This window comes from Porticoccus sp. GXU_MW_L64 (assembly GCF_052983295.1).
The window spans coordinates 143270-166695 of sequence record NZ_JBRKJK010000006.1 but is presented as its reverse complement, the minus strand read 5'-3'; the positions used below and the strand labels follow the sequence as shown (position 1 = coordinate 166695).

The 23426-nt window shown below is 55.1% G+C and carries 18 protein-coding genes and 2 tRNA genes; 10 read left to right on the top strand and 10 right to left on the bottom strand.

Annotation, left to right across the window (positions count from 1 at the left end; genetic code table 11):
- The first annotated feature begins 15 nt into the window (after positions 1–15).
- The gene (gene rdgC / locus ACVBEJ_RS06205) at positions 16–945 is read left to right on the top strand and encodes a recombination-associated protein RdgC (protein WP_447128743.1); all 930 of its coding nucleotides are present in this window, start codon (positions 16–18) and stop codon (positions 943–945) included.
- 108 nt (positions 946–1053) lie between these two features.
- Here the strand turns inward: rdgC and ACVBEJ_RS06200 are convergent, their stop codons facing one another.
- Entirely contained in the window at positions 1054–2271 is a 1218-nt protein-coding gene (locus ACVBEJ_RS06200) for an Nramp family divalent metal transporter (RefSeq protein WP_447128742.1), read from the bottom strand.
- 137 nt (positions 2272–2408) lie between these two features.
- On the opposite strand from ACVBEJ_RS06200, the gene ACVBEJ_RS06195 reads away from it, so the two are divergent.
- Positions 2409–3128: a transposase gene (locus ACVBEJ_RS06195; RefSeq protein ID WP_447128741.1), complete on the top strand. Its 720-nt coding sequence runs from the start codon at positions 2409–2411 to the stop codon at positions 3126–3128.
- A gap of 361 nt (positions 3129–3489) precedes the next feature.
- On the opposite strand, the gene ACVBEJ_RS06190 is transcribed toward ACVBEJ_RS06195, so the two are convergent.
- The 4 genes from ACVBEJ_RS06190 to ACVBEJ_RS06175 form a co-directional block, all read right to left on the bottom strand.
- A complete protein-coding gene (locus ACVBEJ_RS06190) occupies positions 3490–4773 on the bottom strand; it encodes an ammonium transporter (protein ID WP_447128740.1) in 1284 nt (427 codons plus the stop codon).
- 10 nt (positions 4774–4783) lie between these two features.
- Positions 4784–5122: a P-II family nitrogen regulator gene (locus tag ACVBEJ_RS06185; protein ID WP_447128739.1), complete on the bottom strand. Its 339-nt coding sequence runs from the start codon at positions 5120–5122 to the stop codon at positions 4784–4786.
- A gap of 197 nt (positions 5123–5319) precedes the next feature.
- Positions 5320–6579: a glycosyltransferase family 4 protein gene (locus ACVBEJ_RS06180; protein ID WP_447128738.1), complete on the bottom strand. Its 1260-nt coding sequence runs from the start codon at positions 6577–6579 to the stop codon at positions 5320–5322.
- Positions 6580–7108: 529 nt separating this feature from the next.
- On the bottom strand, positions 7109–7555 hold the full coding sequence (locus tag ACVBEJ_RS06175; RefSeq protein ID WP_447128737.1) for a YchJ family protein: 447 nt from the start codon (positions 7553–7555) through the stop codon (positions 7109–7111).
- A 101-nt stretch (positions 7556–7656) separates the two neighbouring features.
- On the opposite strand from ACVBEJ_RS06175, the gene rapA reads away from it, so the two are divergent.
- The gene (rapA, locus tag ACVBEJ_RS06170; protein WP_447128736.1) at positions 7657–10548 is read left to right on the top strand and encodes an RNA polymerase-associated protein RapA; all 2892 of its coding nucleotides are present in this window, start codon (positions 7657–7659) and stop codon (positions 10546–10548) included.
- 324 nt (positions 10549–10872) lie between these two features.
- Here rapA and ACVBEJ_RS06165 read toward each other — a convergent pair whose 3' ends face one another.
- Both ACVBEJ_RS06165 and ACVBEJ_RS06160 read right to left on the bottom strand, forming a co-directional pair.
- Positions 10873–11247 (bottom strand): hypothetical protein, encoded by a 375-nt coding sequence (locus ACVBEJ_RS06165; protein ID WP_447128735.1) that lies wholly within the window; start codon positions 11245–11247, stop codon positions 10873–10875.
- Positions 11247–12845 (bottom strand): S41 family peptidase, encoded by a 1599-nt coding sequence (locus ACVBEJ_RS06160; protein WP_447128734.1) that lies wholly within the window; start codon positions 12843–12845, stop codon positions 11247–11249. The genes ACVBEJ_RS06165 and ACVBEJ_RS06160 overlap by 1 nt, the downstream gene beginning before the upstream one ends.
- 148 nt (positions 12846–12993) lie before the next feature.
- Between ACVBEJ_RS06160 and ACVBEJ_RS06155 the strand changes: the two genes are divergently transcribed.
- From ACVBEJ_RS06155 to ACVBEJ_RS06135, 5 genes are all read left to right on the top strand, one after another.
- Positions 12994–13644 carry a response regulator gene (locus ACVBEJ_RS06155; protein ID WP_447128733.1) on the top strand — a complete coding sequence of 217 codons (651 nt, stop codon included), beginning with the start codon at positions 12994–12996 and terminating at the stop codon, positions 13642–13644.
- On the top strand, positions 13641–15476 hold the full coding sequence (gene uvrC / locus ACVBEJ_RS06150) for an excinuclease ABC subunit UvrC (protein WP_447128732.1): 1836 nt from the start codon (positions 13641–13643) through the stop codon (positions 15474–15476). The genes ACVBEJ_RS06155 and uvrC overlap by 4 nt, the downstream gene beginning before the upstream one ends.
- Before the next feature lie 227 nt (positions 15477–15703).
- Entirely contained in the window at positions 15704–16267 is a 564-nt protein-coding gene (gene pgsA / locus ACVBEJ_RS06145; protein WP_447128731.1) for a CDP-diacylglycerol--glycerol-3-phosphate 3-phosphatidyltransferase, read from the top strand.
- 65 nt (positions 16268–16332) lie between these two features.
- Positions 16333–16406 (top strand) — tRNA-Cys (locus ACVBEJ_RS06140).
- 31 nt (positions 16407–16437) lie between these two features.
- A tRNA-Leu gene (locus tag ACVBEJ_RS06135) sits at positions 16438–16524 on the top strand.
- Between the two features lie 93 nt (positions 16525–16617).
- On the opposite strand, the gene cynS is transcribed toward ACVBEJ_RS06135, so the two are convergent.
- Genes cynS through ACVBEJ_RS06120 form a run of 3 tightly spaced genes read right to left on the bottom strand, consistent with a single transcriptional unit; the run spans position 16618 to position 19721 of the window.
- Positions 16618–17061: a cyanase gene (gene cynS, locus ACVBEJ_RS06130; RefSeq protein WP_447128730.1), complete on the bottom strand. Its 444-nt coding sequence runs from the start codon at positions 17059–17061 to the stop codon at positions 16618–16620.
- A 9-nt stretch (positions 17062–17070) separates the two neighbouring features.
- On the bottom strand, positions 17071–18831 hold the full coding sequence (locus ACVBEJ_RS06125; protein ID WP_447128729.1) for a protein kinase domain-containing protein: 1761 nt from the start codon (positions 18829–18831) through the stop codon (positions 17071–17073).
- A gap of 50 nt (positions 18832–18881) precedes the next feature.
- A complete protein-coding gene (locus ACVBEJ_RS06120) occupies positions 18882–19721 on the bottom strand; it encodes a formate/nitrite transporter family protein (protein ID WP_447128728.1) in 840 nt (279 codons plus the stop codon).
- A gap of 529 nt (positions 19722–20250) precedes the next feature.
- Here ACVBEJ_RS06120 and ACVBEJ_RS06115 point away from each other — a divergent pair.
- Both ACVBEJ_RS06115 and trmH read left to right on the top strand, forming a co-directional pair.
- Entirely contained in the window at positions 20251–22467 is a 2217-nt protein-coding gene (locus tag ACVBEJ_RS06115) for a putative bifunctional diguanylate cyclase/phosphodiesterase (RefSeq protein WP_447128727.1), read from the top strand.
- Positions 22468–22672: 205 nt separating this feature from the next.
- On the top strand, positions 22673–23344 hold the full coding sequence (gene trmH / locus ACVBEJ_RS06110; protein ID WP_447128726.1) for a tRNA (guanosine(18)-2'-O)-methyltransferase TrmH: 672 nt from the start codon (positions 22673–22675) through the stop codon (positions 23342–23344).
- The last annotated feature ends 82 nt before the right edge of the window (positions 23345–23426 follow it).

Sequence of the window (23426 nt, the reverse complement as noted above, 5' to 3'; positions counted from 1 at the left end):
AAGAGCATCCCCGGTATGTGGTTCAAAAATATCCAGGTCTTCCGTTTTACCCAGTCCTTTGATATCGACGAGAGTGCGCTGCACAACCAATTGGCGGAGCAGGCGTTTACACCCTGTGGCAGTCAGGATGTCAGTCGCATCGGTTGGGTGCCGCCCCTGGGTGGAAGCAGGGCGGGGGAAGACGGGCTGTTTCTGCACAGCAGTAACGGCTTTCACATGCTCGCTGCCAAACGCCAGGACAAGGTATTGCCCGCCGCCGTGGTCAATGAGCAGGTGCAGGAGAAAGTGGACGAGATCGAGGCGCAACAGGGCCGCAAGGTGGGCCGCAAGGAGCGCCAGGAAATCAAGGACGAGATGATCTTCTCCCTGCTGCCCAGGGCTTTTGTGCGTTCCCGCATTCAGCACGGATATGTGGATAGCAAAGGCCAATTTCTGGTGGTGAATTCCGCCTCTGCCAAAGGTGGCGAAGACTTTTGCGAAGGGCTGCGTGCGGCGCTGGGTTCTCTGCCGGTGGTGCCACTGACTACCATGGATACTCCCGCCCAGGTAATGACCGGCTGGCTGCAATCCGGCCAGGCTCCGGAAGGCTTTGAGCTGGGTACGGAATGCGAACTGCGCGACCCCAGCGACGAAGGCGGGGTAATTCGCTGCAAAAACCAACTGCTGACCGCCGCTGAAATCCGCAATCACATTCAGGCGGGTATGTACGTCAGCAAGATTGAGTTGATCTCAAAAAGCGGCATTGCCTGCCTGGTGGACGAGAAATTCACCATCAAGCGCATTCGTTACGGGGATATGATTCAGGACAAAGCGGACGAGGTGTATACCAGTGACGCCGCCGAACGCTTTGACGTGGACTTTTCCATTATGACGCTGGAACTGGCGGAGCTGATTCGCAGCTTGTTAGCGGCTTTTGGTGGGCAAAATACAGACGTGGCTGAGTAGCTATACTGTCATTCTGAGCGTAGCGAAGAATCTCCTAAGAAGGGGAGTCTGCAACCTCTTTCGCCATAGTGTAGCTACTCTCATGCTTGAGGGTGGTGCAGGTATGCGCTACATCACCCCCAACCCCTTGGCGATCATCCTTGCCCCCAAACCAGCCGTCAGTACCACTACCCCAATGCCTAAGCTATTGGCCAGCCAGCCATTGGCGTGTTCACCCAACAGGTTTTTGCGGTTCATAGCGTAGAGCAAAAACCCGGCAACGATAGGCAATAGAAGACCATTGGCGAATTGCGCCAGCAAGATAATCTTGATTGGCTTAATGCCGGTCAGAGCCAATGCCGCGCCAATCAGCAAAATACTGACCGCAATAATTCTGAACCCTTTGCCGCTGGCTCCACCTTTTAATTGCAGTATCTCCGACACCGCATAGCCGGTGGCCAGGGGCGCAGTAATGGTGCTGCTTAAGCCAGCGGCAAACAGGCCAAGACCGAGCAGGTATTTTGAAAACGAACCGAACAGTGGCTCAAACTGCACCGCCATATCAGCGGCACTGTTAACGCTAATCTGGTTGGCAAACAGGCTGGCAGCAGCGGTGGAGACAATCAATATGGCGATCAAACCGCCCAAACCAATAGAGATTACCGCGTCGCTGCGAGCCTCTGATAAATCACCTTCCCCTTTCCAGCGCGTCTTGGCGGCGGAGGCGTGCAGAAACAGGTTGTAGGGCACTACGGTGGTGCCTATCAGGGCGATAACCGTTAGCAAGCTGCCTTCGGGGATTTGCGGCGAAAACATGCCGGCTAGCATATCCGTAACAGAGGGGCCAACCACAAAGAAGGTGACAATAAAGGCAATGCCCATCAGCAGTACCAAGCCGATCAATACCTTTTCAATTTGCCGATAGCTGCCCCGCAACAGCAGTGTACCCCCCAGCAGGGTCAAGGCGATTACGGCACTGTTGAAAACCAGCGGTGAATCGCCAAAAACTGCCTCTACTCCCAGCGCCGCACCCGCCAGGTTGCCACCTTCGTAAGCGGCGTTACCGGCGTACAAGGCCAGCAATACCAAAATAAACAGTGGCCACTTGAGCGGTGACTGCTGCAAGCTGTGCAGCAGAACTTCGCCCATGCCCTTCTGGGTAATGGTGCCCAGGCGCGCCGACATTTCCTGCAAAACAATGGTGGCCAGAGTAGCGAACAGCAGCGCCCACAGCAGCACATAGCCAAAGCTGGCACCGGCAACGGTGCAGGCGGTAACAGTGCCGGGGCCAATAAAGGCGGCGGTAACCAATACGCCAGGACCCAGGTTACGAAGTTTATTGAGCATGGTTCCCCCTGTTTCTTATTATGGAGTTCAATATTCTCTGTCAAAATCTATAACGTGCTGCAATAAAGGGGTCAGAGCCCTTTAAGTTGATGCCTTCAGGTGCTATCCTTCCGTCAATCCCAATAAGAAGCCCTCCAATGCCTAGAAAACCCAGATTTTTCATTCCCGGAGTCCCGGCACATATTGTCCAGCGGGGCCACAGCCGTGATCCGGTATTTTTTGAAGATTCGGATTATGCAGCCTACCTGAGCTGGCTGGAGGAGGGCGCCAAACGCTACCATTGTGCGATTCACGCCTATGTCTTGATGACCAACCATGTTCATATTCTTGCAACCCCGCAGAATAAAGATTCCATTACCCGTATGATGCAGTACGTTGGCCGTCGTTATGTGCCCTATGTGAACCACACGTACGGCACCAGTGGTTCTATTTGGGAGGGGCGTTATAAGGCCAGTCTGGTGTCGGACGATGAATACCTGCTGACCTGTATGCGCTATATTGAACTGAATCCTGTGCGTGCCAATATGGTGAAATCACCTGCCCACTACCGCTGGTCGAGCTATCGTTGCAATGGGCAGGGAAGGGTTAATCCACTTGTCACTCACCATGGCTTGTATGCATCGTTGGGTAAGGCTCCGACAGAAAGGCAAACTGCCTACAAAGAACTATTCAAGGCCCATTTAGATAAAGATGTTCTGGAAGATATTCGTGCTGCCTGGCAAACTGGAACGCCGTTGGGTAGTGATCTTTTTAAGGAAAAGATTGAGAAAAAACTAGGCATGAAGGTTGGACAAGCGCGGCGAGGGCGGCCCGGTAAGATTAGGGGTGATGAGGTGGGTGCTGCTAAAGGGCTCTGACCCCTTTAATACTCTAAAGGGCTCTGACCCCTTTAATAAATACTGACCCCTTTAATGGAGAAAAAACTAGGCATGAAGGTTGGACAAACGCGGCGAGGGCGGCCCGGTAAGATTAGGGATGATGAGGTGGGTGCTGCTAAAGGGCTCTGACCCCTTTAATGTGACCCCTTTAATGACACCTTTAATGGTGGACCCCTTTAATGGTGAAACCAATATCTTGCACTCTACACTCACTCTGAAATCACGGATTCAGGTAAGTGCTATTCAAGTCAGGGCCCCCTAATCATTAGCGCGACGAAGAATCTCGAAAGTGCTGCACTGTGAGATCCTTCGCTGCGCTCAGGATGACAAAATACTGTTTTTACAGCTTGTACCCTTCTTCCTCATGATCGGAGCGGTCCAGGCCGTTGACTTCTTCTTCCTCGCTGGCGCGCAGCTCGGTCATTGCGCCAACAATTTTCAGAATCACCCAGGTCACCACCGCGGTGTAGGTGGCGGTAGCCAGTACGCCAATTGCCTGTACTTTCAATTGCCCGCCGATGGATTCTATGCCATCGGCAAAGCCGTAGCCGCTGAATATGCCCAGACCGGTGCTGCAGAAAATACCCGCCATCAGGGTGCCGAGAATGCCGCCCACGCCGTGCACAGGCATCACATCCAGTGAATCATCGATTTTCAGTTTGTGCTTGATGTATTGGGTGGCGTAAAAGCAGATTGAGCCCGCCAGCAAGCCGATTACCAGGGCACCACCGGGGCCGACAAAACCGGATGCGGGGGTAATGGTGCCGAGCCCGGCCACCATGCCGGTAACCGCGCCCACCACGCTGGGTTTGCCAAAGCGAATCCATTCGATAGCCGACCAGGTCAACACGCCGGCTGCGGCAGAGATGTGGGTAACCAGCATTGCCATGGCTGCATCGCCGTTGGCTCCCAGGGCGCTGCCGCCGTTAAAGCCAAACCAGCCCACCCACAGCATACCGGCACCGGTCACCACCATGGTGCGGTTGTGTGGCGGCATGGCAACGGCGGGAAAGCCGCGCCGTGGCCCCAGCACAATGGCGGCCACCAGTGCAGCGACACCGGCGGTGATATGCACCACAGTGCCACCGGCAAAGTCGTACAGGCCCATGGAGCCGAGCCAGCCGCCGCCCCACACCCAGTGGGTGATGGGCACGTATACCAGCAGCAGCCAGATGCAGCTGAACAGCAGCATGGCGCCGAACTTCATGCGTTCCGCAAAACCACCGACAATCAGCGCCGGGGTGATGATGGCGAAAGTCATCTGGAACATCATAAACAGGGATTCCGGGATGTCGCCAGACAGGGTGTCTTTGCCAATCCCGGCCATCAGTATCTTGCTGAAGTCACCGATAAAGGCGTTGCCTTCGGAAAAAGCCAGGCTGTAGCCGCAGATAAACCAGATCAGAGAAGCGGCAGCAGCGATGGCAAAGCACTGCATCAAAACCGAGAGTACATTTTTGACCCGCACCAGGCCGCCGTAAAACAACGCCAGGCCGGGCAGGGTCATAAACAGTACCAGGGCGGTGGAGGTAAGTATCCACGAGGTGTTGGCCGGGTTGAGCTCGTCAGCGGCGGCAAGGCCGGGCAGCAGCATGCAGGCTGCCAAAAGCAGTTTGGTTTTCATGGTGTGTTCCTTATAGAGCGTTGCAGCCGGTTTCACCGGTGCGTATGCGGATGGCTTCTGAGAGTGAGGCAACAAAAATCTTGCCGTCGCCAATCTTGCCGGTGCGGGCGCTTTCGACAATGGCTTCGATGGCGCTGTCCACCAGTTCGTCGTCAACGGCCACTTCCAGTTTGACCTTGGGCAGAAAGTCCACCACGTACTCCGCGCCACGGTAGATTTCATTGTGGCCTTTCTGACGGCCAAAGCCCTTCACTTCGGTGACTGTGGCACCGCTGATGCCAACAGCGGACAGGGCCTCGCGAACCTCGTCCAGCTTGAAGGGTTTTATCACGGCAGTAATCAGTTTCATTTATCCCCCGGGATTTCAGTGTTGTTGTAATCGTTTATAGGGTATACGCCAGTGCGCGTCACATTGATGCAATATCTACGCCCAGTTATATGGCGCATTAAAAACAAGGTGTTATGGAAGATATTTAAAGCTAAATGTATCTTTGGTGCACAACTGTGGTGCGATGAGAGGGTGTGGTGCCCGGTTTTGGGGCGTTGCTACTTAGGGGGTTGCTCTGCTTCTAGCAGGCGGTTTTTGGCCTCTATCCACTGGCCCATAAACTGGGTGCTGCGATGATGGTGGTGGCGCAGCATGGCACCGGTGATATTACCCAAGCGGTGTGACTGCAGGTTTTGCTGGCAGATTTCTATGGTTTGAATCAGGCTGTGACCACAACGATGTTTGTCGAACAGTTTGTCGGCAATGGCAAAGCCTTGTTGCTGTGCCTGTTGCCAGTTGCCTGGGTGTTGATAGAGGCTGGCAGCAGCGTCGGCGAATTGCTCCGGATTGTTGGCAATGGTGCCACCCCAGGACAGCCCGCCGGTCATGCCCTCGGCACCAATATCCGTGGTCACCGAAGGGGTGCCACACAGCATGCCATCGGCCAGCTTGCCTTTGATACCAGCGCCGAAACGCAGTGGCGCCAGGTTGACCCGGGCGGCGCGCATCACTGCAAAGGCGTCGTGGGCCCAGCCTTTGACCATAAATCCCTGTTTGGGATTGTGCAGTGCGGTTGCCTTGGGGGGCGGGTAGGCGCCGTAAATATGCAGCTCGGCATGGGGCAGTTGTTGGCGAATAAGCGGCCAGATGGTTTCTTTTAAATAAAGCACCGCATCCCAGTTGGGGGCGTGGCGAAAATTGCCAATGGAAATAAACTGACTGCGCTCGTCAAATGTCGGTAACCGCTCAGCAGTCATGCCGCTGAGGTCGAGCATAAAGGGGCAGTGGTGTAACAGGTTTGCGGGGACGGAAAAAACCTCTTGCAGCAGTGACATTTCGTATTCGGAAATCACCAACGTGAGGTCACTGCGGTATATGGCCGCCACTTCCCGCAGGGCCATATCGCTGACCCAGTCTGCGGGTTCCAGCGGACGCTGCTGGCGGTGGGCTCGATGGCGGGCATCCCGTAGGCAGTGCAGGTCTTCGCTGTCCAGTACCCGCAGGGCATTCGGGCACTGTTTTTCCACCCGCCAGCCGTATTGTTCTTCGCTCACAAAGCGGTCGAACACCACAACATCCGGCTGCAAGTCCTGTACATAGGTGTCAAAACTGGAATCATTGATCAGAATACTTTTCGTACCCACGCCCATGGCAGGCAGGTTGGCCATATGCTCTGTGGGAGCTGACGCCGTGGCAAAATGAACCTGCCAGCCCCGCTGCTGAAAGCACTGGATTAACTGAATAACACGCGCACCGGCAGCGGAGGAGTTGGGTTCTGGCCAGACGTAGCCAATAATCAGGATGCGGTTTGTTGTCACTGGTTTGGCTGCATTCAAGAATGGTTGAGAATGATAACACTCTGGCGGAAGCTGCGGAGTTAGGTATGAAGTTCGGCGACAGTTGGCAGTAACCGTTAGCCAAAACCCTAATCCACCACATAGTGCTTATCATTGCTGTCCCACAAACTCGAACAACATGAATTGGATCTTGCTTGATGTGACCGTGGCCAGCAGGGATGCTGGCCTCGAGCCCCCAGGGATGGGTTCACGGCGCGTCACAGTAAGCAAGACCCAATTCATGTCTGCTGAGAACTTAAATCCTTTGACACTCTTGTATTTCCCACGGTTTAGGAACTCTGGGCTCAAAGTTTGTGGGACAGCAGTGAGTGCTTATATATGGTTTGGTCGCCAATTTTGAGCCCTGATTGGTGGATTACGCCGCTTCGCGGCTAATCCACCCTACGCAATTTTGCCAAGGGCACGAAATTAGCCGAAATAGCATTGAATTGGGTGAAGTGTCCGTGATTTCTGTACAGGTGAATATCACACGTCCCCCTTTTTGTGTCAGTCAGCCGTTATGACACTTCTTAAATTTCTTGCCGCTGCCGCACGGACAGGGATCGTTGCGGTTGATTTTCGGGGACGTTAGCTGGTCGCCATCCAGGTAGTACCAGTGGCCGTTTTCGTGCACAAAGCTGGAGCGTTCGTGTAACTGGCCAAGGCCGCCTTTTTCCTCGTAGGTGGCGATAAATTCAACGCTGTTTTCCGATGTGCTGTCGATAATTTGCAGATTCAGCCAGCGGGTATTCTCCATGGTTTGTTGCAGATTATGACGGTCATTAGGGGTGCGTTTGCCGGGGTGGTGGCTGCTTATCAGGTAGTCGATCAAGCCCATGCTGAATGCGCTGTAACGGGAGCGCATCAACGCTTCTGCACTGCTTGCCGCCGCGCCACGGTGCAGGGGTTGGCAGCAATGTGAATAGTTTTGATCTGATCCACATGGGCAGGTTGGCATGGGTCAATTTCCGGGTCACAAAGGGGTGATTGTGTCACAACTTTCACACGCCAGCGGGTATAATCTGCGCCCTCTGTTGTTCCTGTTTGGTGTAAGCGTCCTTGAGTCATTCCCGATTTAGCAATTCCCAGTTTATTACGGGCCAGCGCTGGGTCAGCAATACCGAGTCCGATGCCGGGCTGGGCATTGTGGTGGAGGCCGGCCATCGCCGGGTAACCTTGAGCTTTCCGGCGATTGGTGAGCAGCGTACCTACGCCGCAGACAACGCCCCTTTGAGCCGTGTGTGCTACAACCCGGGAGATCGCATTCGCAACGCCGAGGGCGATCAACTGGAGGTGCTGGAGGCGCGGGAGGAGGGCGGTTATATCACCTATATCGGCCGCGACCACAAGGGTAATGAATGCTGCATTGAAGAGTTGGATCTGGACAGTTTTGTGCAGTTCAGCAAGCCCCAGGATCGCCTGTTCGCCGGTCAGATCGACAAGCTCAGCCGCTTCGAGCTGCGCCAGCAAACCCTGGCTTATAACCACCGCCATCAGCAGAGCCCGGTATTCGGTTTGCTGGGGGCCAGAGTGCAGTTGCTGCCGCACCAGTTGTATATTGCCAACGAAGTAGCCAGCCGCCATGCGCCGCGAGTGTTGCTGGCAGACGAGGTGGGCCTGGGCAAAACCATCGAAGCGGGGTTGATTGTTCACCAGCAATTGGTGTCTGGTCGCGCCGGTCGGGTGCTGATAGTGGTCCCCGACAGCCTGGTACATCAGTGGCTGGTGGAAATGCTGCGCCGCTTTAACCTGATGTTTACCATTCTCGACGAAGAACGTTGCCAGGCCCTTTGTGGTGAAGATAACGACAGCATACAAAACCCCTTTGAAAGCGCTCAACTGGTGCTCTGTAACCTGTCATTTCTGACGGACAATGGCGAGCGCCTGCAACAGGCAGCCACCGCTGGCTGGGACTTGATGGTGGTGGACGAAGCCCACCATTTGCAGTGGAGCGAACAACAAGCCAGCCCGCAATATCAATGCATCGAAACTCTGGCACAAGCCGTATCCGGCCTGTTACTGCTGACGGCCACCCCGGAGCAATTGGGTATCGAAAGCCACTTTGCCCGCCTGCGTTTGCTGGACCCGGATCGCTACTACGACCTGCAAACATTCTGCGATGAAGAAAGCGACTACCAGCGCGTCAGCGAACTGGTGGAGCAGTTGACCGCCAGTGATGTGGCGGAAAAATTGCGCCATTCGTCTGTGTTAAAAGATGAATTACAACACTATCTGGGTGATGAAAGCCATGTGCTGTTGCAGGCTCTGGATGGTGACGAAGCCGTCGACCAGGTGATTGATGACACCGTGCGTTCGCTGCTGGATCGTCACGGTACTGGCCGGGTGCTGTTTCGCAACACCCGCGACGCAGTAGCGGGCTTTCCAGAGCGTCGCCTCAACCCCTGCAAGCTGCCTGCCCCCGTGGAATACACCAGTAAACTGGAAGATGCCCCTGTTGAACAGCGGCTAAAACCGGAGCACCTGCTCGGTGCTGGCTGGTTGGCATTGGACCCCCGAGTGAAGTGGTTGGCGGATTGGCTGGCGAATCTGCGGGAACAAGATCGCAACCAGAAGGCCCTGGTGATTTGCGCCGATGCCTCTACAGCGGAACAACTGGAAGCCCACCTGAATATTCGCTGCGGCGTACAGTCTGCGGTGTTTCACGAAGGCATGAGCCTGGTGCAGCGGGATCGCGCCGCCGCCTATTTCGCCGACGAGGACGACAGCGCTCAGGCGTTGATTTGTTCGGAAATTGGCAGTGAAGGCCGCAATTTTCAGTTCGCCCGCCACCTGGTGATGTTTGATCTGCCCTTGAACCCGGATTTGCTGGAACAGCGCATTGGCCGCCTGGACCGCATTGGCCAGCGCCACAGTGTGCAGATTCACGTACCGTTTTACGACAACAGCCCGCAGCGCACACTGCTGCGCTGGTACCACGATGGTCTTGACGCCTTTGAGCGGGTGTGTCCGGTGGCCAGTGCAGTGCACAGCCACTACGCAGAGCGCCTGCAAGGTTGCCTGTTGGGTAATGCAGAGGTGGAGCCACTGATTAAAGATACCCGGGTGGCCACTGAAGCGGCATTGCACGAATTTCAACAGGGCCGCGACCGCTTGCTGGAACTCAGTTCCTGCCACCCGCAAAAGGCCGAACAGGTGGTGGAGCAGCTGATGGAGGCGGAGGGCCCGCGTCAGCTGGAAGCCTATATGGAGCAAGTGTTCGACCAGTACGGTGTTGAGCACAACCACCACAGCCTGGATGCTCTGGTGCTGGAGCCCGGCGAGCATATGGTGGTTGAGCGCTTCCCGGGCCTGCTGGACGATGGCATGACGGTAACCTTCAATCGCAACAAAGCGCTGAGCCGGGAGGAGATGCATTTTCTCAGCTGGGAACACCCTATGGTGTCAGGCGCCATGGAAATGATTCTCGGCAGCGACTTTGGCAATACCGCTCTGTGCACCCTGAAACTGCCGCCATTAAAGCCCGGCAATCTACTGTTGGAAACCACCTTTACCTTGCAGTGCAGCGCGCCCAAATCCCTGCAAGTGCAGCGCTATTTACCGGTGAGCAGTGTTCGGGTGGTGGTGGACAGCAATGGCCGTGACCTGAGTGCGGTATTGACCCCGGAGCACCTGCAGCGGTTGGGTAAAAAAGTGGCCATTGCCACCGCCCAGGAACTGGTGCGGCAGGTACGGCCGCAAATCAATGAATTGATTGAACAGGCGCAAACCCTGGCGGGTAAACAACAGGGCGGACTGGTGGCGGCCGCACTGGAAAAAATGCAGCGCCAGCAGAATCAGGAACTGCAGCGTTTACAGGCTCTGGCAGAAGCAAACCCCAACATTCGTCAGGAAGAAATTGGGCACATTCGCGATACCAGCGAGCAACTGTGCACCTATCTGGAAGCGGCAGAATTGCGCCTGGACTCGCTGCGGGTGGCAATTACGGTGTAGGGTGTTCGTAACCCCCACCGTGCCGCCGCCATCCAAAGCCCACTGTCATCCTGAGCGCAGCGAAGGATCTATACTGCGAGACATTGCTGTCCCACAAACTCGAACAACATGAATTGGGTATTGCTTGATGTGACCGTGGTCAGCAAGGATGCTGACCTCGAGCCCCCATGGATGGGTTTACGGCGCGTCACAGCAAGCAATACCCAATTCATGTCTGCTGCGAACCCAAACTCTTTGACGGCCTTATTTTTCCTGTGATTCAGGGATGAAAACTTAAAGTTTATGGGACAGCAGTGACTGCGAGATCCTCCGTCGTTTCACTCCTCAGGATGACATCGGGTTAGCCGCCACACACTCCAGTCCATAAGCGACAAACCGCTGAGCGCTTTCAACGTGCTCTAACACACAATGGCCATCCTTCAGCCAGAGGCGAAAGTGCCTGGGTTTTTCAAACGTGCGGCCCAGCCGTGGGCCCTCAATAATCACTTCGCTGCTGTTGTAAAAGGCATCGTCCGCCAGTGTCACTTTGGCGCCGTCAAGCATGGCCGATATCAAGCGGGCCAGTGGATGTGCTCCTGGTTGCTGGCTTTCCGACACTAGCCGGGCGGGTACAAGGTCACTTTTTGCGGGCACCTGACAGCCTGCCAGAGCAACAACAAGACTTGCCAACAAGAGCCTGCACAGCGGTTTTGCTGCCATCAGTTGCGCTCCAGTATGCGGTTTTGTAACCACAGGGGTTTGATTATCGCTCCGCTGCCCGGCACCTCCAACGCGGCACTGCTGCCAATATTCTGGCGGGCGATCACGGCGCTGGGCGTGGGGCAGGTGCGGTCAATACGGTATTGCAGTGCGGTGGCCAGCAGGCGTTCGTCGGGGTCGCCCAGTGGCCTGGAATAATCATCAGCCACCGCGCAACCGGCCAGCGGTTCACCGATATTGGTGGTGGCGTTGGCGGGTGAGAAGCCGTCGCTGTAATCGCTAAAGCCCGCATCGTTTTCACCGGCAAACTGAATGGTGAAGTAGGTGGTGCCGCAGTTGTCCGTGGGGTAAAAGCCGTAGGGTTTGCCGCAAGTGGTGGAGCCGATCTGAATGACCTCCACATTGATACCCCGCAGACCGTTGATAATGGCTTCGCTGGCGGAGCAGGTGCCGCCGGTGGTGAGCACAAACACCCGCGACAGATTCAGAGATGGCAATGCCCGGCCTGCGCTGGCGGACAAGCCGGTGGTTTCCGACAGAAACGGACTGGGTGCCAAGGGGTCTCCGGTGACCGGATTGGTTACCCGGTGTTTGTCGTTGAATACCAGGTTTTCAAAGGTTCTGCCGGAGGTGGCGTTGGAACCGGCGACCATATAGGCCATCTGGCTGGCGATGGACAGAAAGCCGCCGCCGTTGTAACGCAGGTCCAGCACCAGGTCGGTGATGTTGGCGTTGGCCATTTGCTGAACGGCGTCCAACAGTTGCTGTTCAGCGGTGGCAATATGATCGTTGAACAGGATGTAGCCCACATCACCGCTGGAGGTGTTGATGATGCTGGTGGTCAGCACCGGTGTGGAAGTGATATTGGCGGATTGCAGGGTAACGCTGTAGGAGCTGGTGGCGCCCGCATCGCGCACAACAAATGTGTGTGACTGTCCGGTAGCGCTGGGCAGCAGGCCCGCGTTAAGCACGTCTACATCGGCCTGGCTGCCACCGTTGACGGCGTCCACCCCATCCACTTGCAGTACTTCGGTGCCACGGCTCAGGCCCGCATTGGCGGCGGCAGACCCGGGCTCTACATAGGCCACTACAATTCTGCGCGGTGGGGTAGTTTGCAGCACTGCGAAATTTGCGCCGTAGCCGGCGGAGACGCCGGATTGCGACAGCTGCCGCCAGCGCTCGGTATCAAAGGTGAAGTGAAAATTGTCCCTTGGGTTTCCGGAGGAGGTCAGGGCGTTGGTTTTCAGCTGCTCGAAGTAGCTTTCGGTGTCGCTGAAATTCGCCGGGTTGCGATCGGTGATTTCGTCGTACCACAGGTACAGATCGTTGCTCCAGGAGCGCAACCAGTAATTTTCCAGCAGGGTGGAGCCCTGGCGGTCCGGATAGGCCCGGCCTGTCGCCGGGTTGGTTCCACTGCGCGGGGTTTCGCAACGGTTTTCAAAATTGCTGGCGGGGTCGAAGACGCTTTGTTGAAATACCGGGGTGGTTGTGGCGTTGTTGGGGTTGGGGCTGCCATTACTGCTGCCACCTCCGCCGCCACAGGCGGGCAATAACAGGGTGGCAGATAAAAGAAGCAGAGTGCGGGTTATTATTTGCATTGATATGTCCTTATAAGCACGGCATCAGGGTCTTATCATAGTGCTTTAAAGCGGCGAGCAAAACCGTCGATCTGTCCCATTTTGTAGGAAATATCTTACAGGGATGATAGGCTGCTACGCGCTAATGCAAGTACAGGTGAGGGTAGAGATGACGCGGGTAATACTGGTAGACGATCATGACTTGGTGCGCCTGGGTATTCGCCGCCTGTTGTCCGAGGTGAGTGACATCGAGATTGTTGCCGAAGGCACCAGTGGCGAGGAGGCCGTCGATCTGGTGCGCGACCACAATCCGGATGTGGTGTTTATGGATATCCGCATGCCCGGTATGGGTGGTATAGAGGCTACCTCCCGGCTGATTACCCTGTTTCCCGACCTGGTAGTGATTGGCCTCAGCGCTGCCAGTGATGAGCTGTACCCCACCAAAATGTTGCGCGCCGGAGCGCGGGGGTATATTGCCAAAAACTCCGATGCCAGCGAAGTGCGCGATGCCCTGGATACGGTGATGGCAGGGGATTCCTATATCAGCCCGGAAGTGGCCCGGCAAATGGCAGTTGGCAGTCTTAAAGGGGTTGATGGCGCCTCTCCCTTTGTTCAGCTGACAGAGAGGGAATTGCAGATTGCCCAGATGATCACCAGCGGTTACCGCGCCAACGAAATTTCCGCCATCATCAAAATCAGCCCGAAAACCATCAACACCCACAAGTACCGCATTTACGAAAAAATTGGCGCCACTAACGACGTGGAACTGACCCTGGCGGCGGTGCGCCACGGCCTGGTGGACCCGTCCGAGAGCCTATGAGTTCTTCCGCTTCATTCGACAGCAAGGCCTTTCTGAAACAGCTTACCCAGCGCCCGGGCATTTACCAGATGCTCGACGGCGAGGGCAAAGTACTCTATGTGGGCAAAGCCAAAAACCTGCGCAAACGGGTCAGCAGTTATTTTGGAACCGGTGGCCTGGCACCGAAAACCCGTGCTCTGGTAAGCCGTATCGGTGGTGTGGAAGTCACCGTTACCGAGACCGAAGCGGAAGCGTTGATTCTGGAACAGAACCTGATCAAGCAATACCGCCCGCCCTACAATATTCTGCTGCGGGACGATAAGTCTTACCCCTATATCTTTCTGTCCGACCGGGATCAGTTCCCCCGCCTGGGGTTTTACCGGGGCATGAAAAAGCGCAAGGGCACTTACTTTGGCCCCTTTCCCAGCGTGCAGGCGGTGCGGGAAACCCTCAGTTTTTTGCAAAAGACATTTCGCGTGCGCCAGTGTGAAGATAGCTTCTTTCGCAACCGCTCCCGACCCTGCCTGCAGTACCAGATCAAGCGTTGCACCGCCCCCTGCGTTGGTCAGGTGAGTGAAGACGAGTATCAGCGGGATGTAAAGCACAGTCGCATGTTTCTGGATGGCACCGCCGATTCGCTAATGACTGAGCTAGAGCGCCAGATGGAACAGGCCGCCGCTGAGCTGGCCTTTGAGCGCGCGGCGCAGTTGCGTGATCAGATTACCTCTGTTCGCAAAGTGCAGGCCCAACAGGTGATTGAAAGCAGCACCGGCAACTGCGATGTGGTGGCGGCCGCTATGCAGGGTGACCACTGTTGTGTGCACGTGCTCTACGTGCGCGCCGGACGCATTCTGGGCAGCCGCAGCTATCACCCGAAAGTGCCCCTGGCCACTAAAGAATCGCAGCTGCTGGCAGACTTTGTCCCCCAGCTGTATTTGCGGGGCAGGGGGGCAGCAGATCCGCCGGATGAAATTATCGTCAACAGTGCGATTCCCGACAGTGAGCTGATACAGGGGGTGCTCAGCGACCAGGTGGGCCGCCGCCTGCAACTCAAGCATCAGGTGCGCGGCACGCGCGCGCGCTGGCTGGAGCTGGCGGTTCGCACCGCCGCTGAAAACCTCACCGGGCGGATAGCGGCGCTGGCGTCTTTAAACAGTCGCTTTGAATCCCTGGGAGCCATGCTGGGCTTGGAGGATGTTCCTCAGCGGGTGGAATGTTTTGATATCAGCCACAGCAGCGGCGAAGCGACAGTGGCTTCTTGTGTGGTATTCGACCACAGCGGCCCGGTGAAGTCTGATTACCGCCGTTTCAATATCGACGGCATTACCCCCGGTGACGACTACGCAGCCATGGCTCAGGCGTTGAAACGGCGTTATACCCGCCTGCAAAAAGGCGAAGGCAAGTTGCCGGATGTACTTTTTATCGACGGCGGCAAAGGTCAGATGCACCGGGCGCAGGAAATTCTGGCAGAGCTGGGGGTGGTGGGGGTGGCCCTGGTGGGTATTGCCAAAGGGGTTACTCGCAAGCCGGGGCTGGAAACGCTTTATCTGGCCGACGAAAGCGGCGATAAAGAACTGAGTGCCGAGCAGACGGTGCTGCACCTGATTCAGCAGGTGCGGGACGAAGCCCACCGCTTTGCCATCACCGGCCACAAACAGCGGCGGGACAAAAAGCGCCGCACCTCACCGCTGGAGGGTATACCGGGTATTGGCCCCAAGCGCCGCCGGGAGCTGCTGAAATTCTTCGGTGGTCTGCAACAAGTGCAGCAGGCCAGTGTTGCGGATTTGGCCAGAGTGCCAACCGTTAGCAGAAAACTGGCGGAAACGGTTTACAGTGCCCTGCACAACGAGTAACTTGCAATGCAGACTCGTTATTGCGACACAAATCGGCAGGACAGCCGATTTGGGCGTCGAACACGACCGTAGGCCGAGCACCAGGGATGGTACGAGTCAATCCAGGCGACGCGGCAATCTCGTGATGGTCACTCCTAAGCCACTGATTTAATGCCGTTATTCCCGCCTTCGCAGGAATGACGGAACAACTAACAAATAGACAGAAAACGGCACAACCGAGCCTCTATATGTGGAACCTCCCCAATATTCTGACGCTGATGCGAATCGCCTTGATCCCCATTTTTATTGTGGTGTTTTACCTGCCCTGGGAGTGGCGTTACCCGGTTACTGCGGGGATATTTATTCTTGGCTCAATCACCGATTGGCTGGATGGTTACCTGGCCCGCAAGCTGGAGCAGAGCACGCCTTTTGGTGCCTTTCTGGACCCGGTGGCGGACAAGCTCAGTGTCAGTGCAGCGCTTATTCTGCTGCTGGCGGCCAACCCCCATTTTTGGTTCGCCGTACCTGCGCTGGTGATAATTGGCCGTGAAATTGTGGTATCCGCACTGCGTGAGTGGATGGCCGAAATCGGTCAGCGCGCCAGTGTCGCGGTTTCCATGGTGGGCAAACTGAAAACCGCTCTGCAAATGGTGGCCATCAGCGTGCTGTTGTTCTTCAACCCGGATACCGACAGGGTTTACCACATCATTGGCCTGGTACTGCTTTACGGGGCAGTGGTACTGACACTGTGGTCCATGTATGTGTACTTGAAAGCGGCTTGGGACGAATTGGTGAAATCCGACTCAATATGATCTTGATTCTTTTGTCGGATTCCCTAGAATAGCCGCCTTCGCCGCTGACCGGCGATGCCCTGAAAGGCGCGGTAGCAAAATGGTTATGCCGCGGATTGCAAATCCGCTGATGCCGGTTCGATTCCGGCCCGCGCCTCCACTTTCCATCTGGCGTTCTGCCGACATCCCTTGCGGGTATGGTGAAATTGGTAAACACAGCAGACTTAAAATCTGCCGGCCTCACGGCCTTGACGGTTCAAGTCCGTCTACCCGCACCAATAAACGCAATCTATAAGGTTGCCGGTTTAATATTTGTCGCGAGCTTCTCAAGAGTGCAGCGGCCGCTGCTCCTTTGCGGCCACTCCTTTTGATCAATAGCGTTTGTAGGGCAGGAATTTGCCGTTCAGCAGTACTTTTACCCTGTCTCCAGCAGGGTTTTCTTCTTTCGATATGTCCATTGAGAAGTCGATGGCGGACATGATGCCATCGCCAAATTCTTCTTCAATCAGCCCTTTTATGGCAGGGCCGTAGACTTGAATGAGTTCATAAAAACGGTATAGCAGTGGGTCTGTTGGTACGCTCTGCCCAAGTGCGCCGCGATAGGGTGGTACGGTGAGCCACCTGGCTTCTTCATCAGTGAGTTCGAAGATTTTTGCTGCGATTGCCGCTTCTTCTGTGGACATGGCCATTTGCCCGAGCAGAGCACAGGTGGTCCACTCTTTGGATTGCCCAATTTTGCCGGCGATCTCTGCCCAGCTTAAATCTTGAGCCAGTTTGCTGGCTACAATTTTTTCGGTTACGAGTTCTCGTGACATGATGTCTCCTTAATTTACGGTTGTGGTTTGAATATTGAGTATCAACAGGGCAAGTGTGGTGAGTGCCAACAATGCACTCAGCCCTTGCCAGAAACGCACTGGGTTGCGTTCAATCAGTGAGCGTGTTTTTAGTTGCCGGAATTCGCTACTGGGCTTTTTCATATCCATCAAGAATTGGGAAAAGTTCAGATAGCGTTTGGTCGGGTCCGGGTGAACGGCCTGGCTCAAGGCGTAATCCACCCAGTCTGGCGGTGGGTTTCTGTTCAACAGTGCGGATTTGTATTTCAGCTTGCGTAAATCTTTCCAGTTGCGAATATGGTTGACCTTGCTGCCAAATGGCAGTTGTCCGGTCAGCATTTCGTAGGCGATAACACCCAGTGAAAAAAGGTCGGAGGCGGTCGTTCCGCTGTAACCCAAAAAGTATTCCGGCGCGGTGTATTGCACTGTGCCGAGGATGTTGTCGAGGTTTTCTATTGGTGAGCTTTCCTCTACGCCGGCGATCTGTATGGAGCCGAAGTCAATAATTTTCAGCCTGCCGTCGGGCATAACCATGATGTTTTCCGGGCGCAAGTCCTGGTGCAACATTTCCCGGCGATGAAGTGCCCGCAATCCTTTGGTGATTTGCTCAATAAAGTCTCTGACCTGTTCCAGTGAGGGGGTGGGGTTGTCTCGCAACCACTGTCGCAACGTTTGCCCTGGCAGGTATTCGCTGATGGTGTAAAGCGCTGTTCTTTTTCCGGTGAAGTTGCCTGTGCTCAGAACATAGGGGTTATCAATACGTGCGGCAACCCATTCTTCAAGCATCAGGTGATGCAGGTGTTGGGTATCGTCAGCGATACTGATAGCGGGGAATTTGAGTGCCACCTGTTGGCCATCGGAGCTTCGAGCCAGAAAAATATGGCTGCGGGCAGATTGAGCCAGTGGGCGCACAATAACGAAGCCGTCTATCTCGTCGCCCTCTTTGGGGGGAGGGTTTATAACCGGTGGCAGGTCGGCTGCAGTAAATGTCGAGGCTTTTTTTCCCCTGGGCAGGTGCTCGATACGCACTACTTGTACGGTCAGGTTGTCGTCACTGCCTTGTTGCAGGGCATGCAGGCCAATCTGTTCGGCAATGTTATCGAGTGAAGTGTCTTTGCCAAGCAGTTCAATAACCGCTTTGGGGTTCCAGTACTCATGGACGCCGTCGGTGGTGAGTACAAATGTATCGCCGCCATTGAGTGCCAGCCCGTGATAGTCGATTTCTACCTGGGGGGATGCGCCCATGGCGCGCCCCAGATAGCTTTCATGTGCAGACAGGGCCACTCTGTGGTCCTGGGTCATAGGTTCAAGGCTGTTATTGGATAGCCGGTATATGCGGCTGTCCCCAATATGAAAAATATGCGCTTTATGGCCTTTCAGGATGAGAGCAGAGAGTGTACAGATATAGCCTTTCTCTGCATCGCTGATCCGGGCATGGCGGTTTTGCATGTACAGCCAGGAGTTGGTGGCGGCAATCACTTTTGAAGCGGCGGTTTTAACGCGCCATGCATCGGGCGTGCAGTAGTAGTCAGACATCAGGGCCTGGACGCAGGTTTCAGCAGCCTGCTGGCTCACCGGGCTGGGAGATATACCGTCGGCAACGGCCAGAGTAATACCTTTCAGGTAAAGGTCACTGCCTTGCGGCACCAGTGCGCCGTAGAAGTCCTGGTTGGTCGGCTTTTGCCCTGCACTGGAGTACTGGCCTATAGAGGCTGCCAGCAGGTTGGGGTCTTTTGTGGTCAGGTTTGTCATCAATGGGTAACAAGACCCGGCGCAGGCCGGGCCTTGTTTGCTCTTGTTATTTACTCGGCAGTGGCCACTGGTGCAGCAACTTTCGGAGTGCGCTTGGGGGAGGTTTTGTAGTGGGTGGAATAAATCATGGCACCCACAAACGTCAGGCCGCCCACCAGATTGCCGATAACAGTGGGTATTTCGTTCCAGAACAGGTAATCCATCACGGTAAAATCGCCGCCCAATAACAGGCCTGAGGGGAACAGAAACATGTTGACGATGGAGTGTTCGAAGCCGAGGTAGAAGAAAATCAGGATCGGCATCCACATGGCGATTACTTTTCCGGATACGGAGGTGGACATCATGGCGGCAACCACACCGGTGGATACCATCCAGTTGCACATCACGGCGCGAATGAACAGGGTCAGCATGCCGGACCAGCCTGCGTCTGCGTAGCCCACCGTGCGGGATTCACCGATGACACCAATTTTTTGGCCAACGGCATTTGCTTCGTGGCTGAAACCGGTGGTAAAAATAATGGCCATGAAAATGGCGACCGTAAAGGCGCCAGCAAAATTGCCAAGAAAAACCAGGCCCCAGTTGCGCAGCATGCCTTTGACGGTTACACCGGGGCGTTTGTCCAGCAGTGCCAGAGGGCAAAGGGTAAATACCCCGGTGAGCAGGTCAAAACCCAGCAAGTAAAGGGTGCAGAAACCCACCGGGAAAAGCAGTGCGCCAATCAGGAAGTTGCCGGTGTTAACCGCAACAGTCACCGCGAATGCGGCGGCCAGGGCCAGGATTGCTCCGGCCATAAAAGCGCGAATCAACGTGTCTTTGGTGGACATGAATATTTTCGATTCACCAGCATCTACCATTTTTGTAGCGAACTCTGCAGGTGCTATGTAGGACATGGGTGTTCTCCGTTTGGTTAAAGTAATACTGAAACCGAGATGCAGGGGCTTTGATAATTCACCCACCAAAAAAAATGCCGCAGACAGGCCTGATAAAACCTGTCAGCGGCATTGCTGTACATTTCGATTGCCCAGCTACTTAGCATGTGCTGTGCCAGTTTAAAAAAATTCAATATATTCAGTATGTTGGGTTATTGCTGTCTGTTCCGACCACGCTTTCCTGCACTTCTCTGGTGCGGTAATTGGAAGACTGACGATGATGCACTGTATTGGAGCGTTTGATTGGTTGTGAGGTTGGAGGGGGTGTGGAAGAGCTGAGCGAGAGTGTCAACGGTCGAAAATCACCATTGTTTGGTTGTTTAATAGTACTAATTTCGCACTCAATGGGTTTTATCTACCGTTTAAGTATTAGTAATGAGTAATGCGGTGACTATCCGGGGGAACTGCGTATAATTCAAATCGGAACTGCGTCACAACAATAATTACCACAGTTCTCAAAGCGACCCACGGATACTGACGGAGAAGAGCCTTGGACTGGCGTTATATCAAACAACAGATCGGCATAACCATACTGTTTGCACTGATTGAGCTGCTATTGGTGCAGAACATGCACAGTGGCACCAACCTGTGGCAGCTGATGGTGATGACAGCGATTGTCTGGCTTTGTGTTTCTGTGGTTTTGTATTCCGACCTGTTGCAGCGCCGTCAGCAACATCAGATGGACAATAAAAGTCTGTTGCTGGACGTTATTTCTTCTTCCTCACCGGTGATGGTGTGGTCCATCGACAGCCACGGCCGAATTGCTGAAATTCGCGGTCGCGCCCAGAAGAACGTGTCTGATGCCAGTAAAGCGGTGACCGGCAGTGATGCGCGCCAGGTGTTCCGCAGCTCCCCCGGATTGTTGCGCGATATCGAACGTGCCAAAAAGGGCGGCAAGTTTATGTCTTACCAGCCCGTCAACGGGCGCTTTTTCCGCCACCACTTCCAGAGCCATGAAACCAATGGTGGCAGTGTGGACATGGTTCACTGTGTGTCGGTGGACCTGACCCGCGAGAAAGAGCTGGAAGAACAGCTGCGTCTGTCGTCAAAAATCTTTTCCTTTACAGCCGATGCCATTGTGGTGACCGACAACCGCCGCATGATCGAGTCGGTCAACAACTCCTTTACCGAAATTACCGGTTTTACCGCCGAAGATGTGCTGGGCGAAAAGCTGGGCCTGCCTCGCACTGCCAGCCAGGATGTGTCTTTTTACAAGAAGGTGTGGCGCGACCTGAAAAAGCGTGGCGTATGGCGTGGCGAGGTGTGGAGCAAGCGCAAATCCGGTGAATTGTTCTCCGGCCGCATGACCCTGAAAACCGTATACGACGCCGATGGTGAAGTGAGCAACTACGTGGCCTTCTTCTCGGATGTTACCGACCTGAAACGCTCCCAGGAAGAACTGCGTTACCTGGCCAACCACGATTCTCTGACCGGCCTGCCCAATCGCCGTTTGTTTCTCGATCGCCTCGACCAGGGCATCAAGCGGGCGCGCCGGGTTAAAGACCGCCTGGCGGTGTACTTTATCGATCTGGATGAGTTCAAACAGATTAACGACACCCTCGGTCACCACGTGGGCGACAGCCTGCTGAAAGAGGTGGGTGAGCGTTTGCGGGGTATTGTTCGCGAGGCGGACACCGTGTCGCGGCTGGCCGGTGACGAGTTCACCATCATTGCGGAAAACGTCGGCGGCAACGGTCAGGTGCGCAGCCTGGCCAAGAAGATTCTCGGCATTTTCGAGTTGCCCTTTAACCTGCACGACAAAGAGTTTTATGTGTCTGCCAGTGTTGGCATCGGTGTGTTCCCGGACGATGGCGAAGACCTGATTACCCTGATGAAAGGCGCTGATGCGGCCATGTACAAAGCCAAGGCGGAAGGTCGCAATGGCTACTATTACCTGTCTGCCAAACAAGCGAATAACGAAAATTCCGATCTGTTCTTTAATTCGGAACTGCGCATGGCGATTCCGCGCAATCAGCTGTCCCTTGTGTACCAGCCCCAGGTGTTGATTCACACCGGCGAGGTGATCGGCTGTGAAGCGCTGATGCGCTGGAACCACCACTCCCGAGGCCAGGTTATGCCCAATACGTTTATTCCCCTGGCGGAGCAGGCGGGGCTGATTCGTGAGCTGGGACACTGGGCTCTGGATTCTGCCTGTCAACGCATGAGCGCGTGGCGTGAACAGGGGGCGCCTATTCAGTTTATGTCGGTGAATGTGTCGCTCACCCAAATGCAGGACCCCAAATTCCCCAAAATGGTGGAGCGGGCGCTGGAGAAATCCGGCCTGCCGGCGAAATGCCTGATGCTGGATATTTCCGAGAAAAGCATTCTGGTGGACCTGGACCACAGCAAACAGTTTATCCAGCAGTTAGAGGATATTGGGGTGGCGGTTTCCATCGACGATTTTGGCACCGGCAAGGCGCCTTACGGTTACCTGAAAGAACTGCCAGTGAGCGTGATCAAGGTGGATCGCAAGCTGATGAACGACATCAAGATCGGCAAACAAAACGACAGCCTGCTGCGCGCCATTATCGGCCTGGGCGATGTGCTCGGTGTGGACGTGGTGGCAGAAGGGGTAGAGCGCTCCATCCAGGAAAAATACCTGCACGGGGTTGGCTGCCGCTTCGCCCAGGGCTTCCTCTACGGCAAGCCCATGAGCGCGGAAACCTTTAGCCAGCAGATGGGTTCCAATAGCCACACCATTCAGTAGTTTCTGAATTGCTATTCGATAAAGGCCTAACTCGTCGTTGCGAGCGTAGCGAAGCAATCCAGTGCCTTTTAATCACTGCTTCGTAAGCATAGTCACTGGATCGCCGCGCTACGCTCGCGATGACCACTGTTCATACTAACCAGTAGCTTCTTGGACTGCTCCTTTCTACAATATTTATCCCTATCTGGATCTCGAAGTACGATTAGTGACCCCTGAACGCTTTCAAAGAATTGTTGCTGTACTGAACAAGCGGCAACCCGATCTCACCGTAATCACCGACGATGTGCACAAGGGGCAGAATCTGTCTGCCATTGTGCGCACCTGCGATGCCGTTGGTATTCCAGAGATTCACGCGGTGTACTCCAAAGGCGAATATCGCCCTCACACCGGTACCGCCATGGGCAGCCAGAAATGGGTACACGCCAATATCTGGCCAACAGTTGCGGAGCCTATCGAAACCCTGAAAGCCCAAGGCTTTCAAATTATCGCTGCACACTTGTCCGACAAGACAGTGGATTTTCGCCAGGTGGATTACTGCAAGCCCACAGCGCTGTTATTGGGTGCCGAAAGGGAAGGGGTGAGCGATACTGCGCTGCGCGGGGTAGATCAGGAAATTACCGTGCCCATGCTGGGTATGGTGGAGTCCTTTAACGTCAGTGTTGCCTGCGCCATTATCCTGTCAGAAGCTCAACGCCAGCGTCAGGCTGCGGGTTTTTACCATCGACGCCGCCTGCCTGACCCGCAATATCGCAAAACCCTGTTTGAATGGTGTCACCCGGTGATTGCCGATTACTGCAAGGCCAAGGGTTTGCAATATCCGCAGTTGAATGAACAGGGGGACATTGCTGATCCCGATTCATTAAAGCGTGGCGACTGATTGCCTTTTGAATGCCGTGACCAAAATTCCATATCTGGTCAATTCTTAAAACCCTCCAGTCACGAAACGGCCTATCACCACG

Excerpts from the sequence above, each read along its gene's own strand:
- rdgC (WP_447128743.1), top strand. The coding sequence starts at position 16 with ATGTGGTTCAAAAATATCCAGGTCTTCCGTTTTACCCAGTCCTTTGAT.
- ACVBEJ_RS06200 (WP_447128742.1), bottom strand. The coding sequence starts at position 2,271 with ATGCTCAATAAACTTCGTAACCTGGGTCCTGGCGTATTGGTTACCGCC.
- ACVBEJ_RS06195 (WP_447128741.1), top strand. The coding sequence starts at position 2,409 with ATGCCTAGAAAACCCAGATTTTTCATTCCCGGAGTCCCGGCACATATT.
- ACVBEJ_RS06190 (WP_447128740.1), bottom strand. The coding sequence starts at position 4,773 with ATGAAAACCAAACTGCTTTTGGCAGCCTGCATGCTGCTGCCCGGCCTT.
- ACVBEJ_RS06185 (WP_447128739.1), bottom strand. The coding sequence starts at position 5,122 with ATGAAACTGATTACTGCCGTGATAAAACCCTTCAAGCTGGACGAGGTT.
- ACVBEJ_RS06175 (WP_447128737.1), bottom strand. The coding sequence starts at position 7,555 with ATGCCAACCTGCCCATGTGGATCAGATCAAAACTATTCACATTGCTGC.
- ACVBEJ_RS06165 (WP_447128735.1), bottom strand. The coding sequence starts at position 11,247 with ATGGCAGCAAAACCGCTGTGCAGGCTCTTGTTGGCAAGTCTTGTTGTT.
- ACVBEJ_RS06160 (WP_447128734.1), bottom strand. The coding sequence starts at position 12,845 with ATGCAAATAATAACCCGCACTCTGCTTCTTTTATCTGCCACCCTGTTA.
- ACVBEJ_RS06155 (WP_447128733.1), top strand. The coding sequence starts at position 12,994 with ATGACGCGGGTAATACTGGTAGACGATCATGACTTGGTGCGCCTGGGT.
- uvrC (WP_447128732.1), top strand. The coding sequence starts at position 13,641 with ATGAGTTCTTCCGCTTCATTCGACAGCAAGGCCTTTCTGAAACAGCTT.
- pgsA (WP_447128731.1), top strand. The coding sequence starts at position 15,704 with ATGTGGAACCTCCCCAATATTCTGACGCTGATGCGAATCGCCTTGATC.
- cynS (WP_447128730.1), bottom strand. The coding sequence starts at position 17,061 with ATGTCACGAGAACTCGTAACCGAAAAAATTGTAGCCAGCAAACTGGCT.
- ACVBEJ_RS06125 (WP_447128729.1), bottom strand. The coding sequence starts at position 18,831 with ATGACAAACCTGACCACAAAAGACCCCAACCTGCTGGCAGCCTCTATA.
- ACVBEJ_RS06120 (WP_447128728.1), bottom strand. The coding sequence starts at position 19,721 with ATGTCCTACATAGCACCTGCAGAGTTCGCTACAAAAATGGTAGATGCT.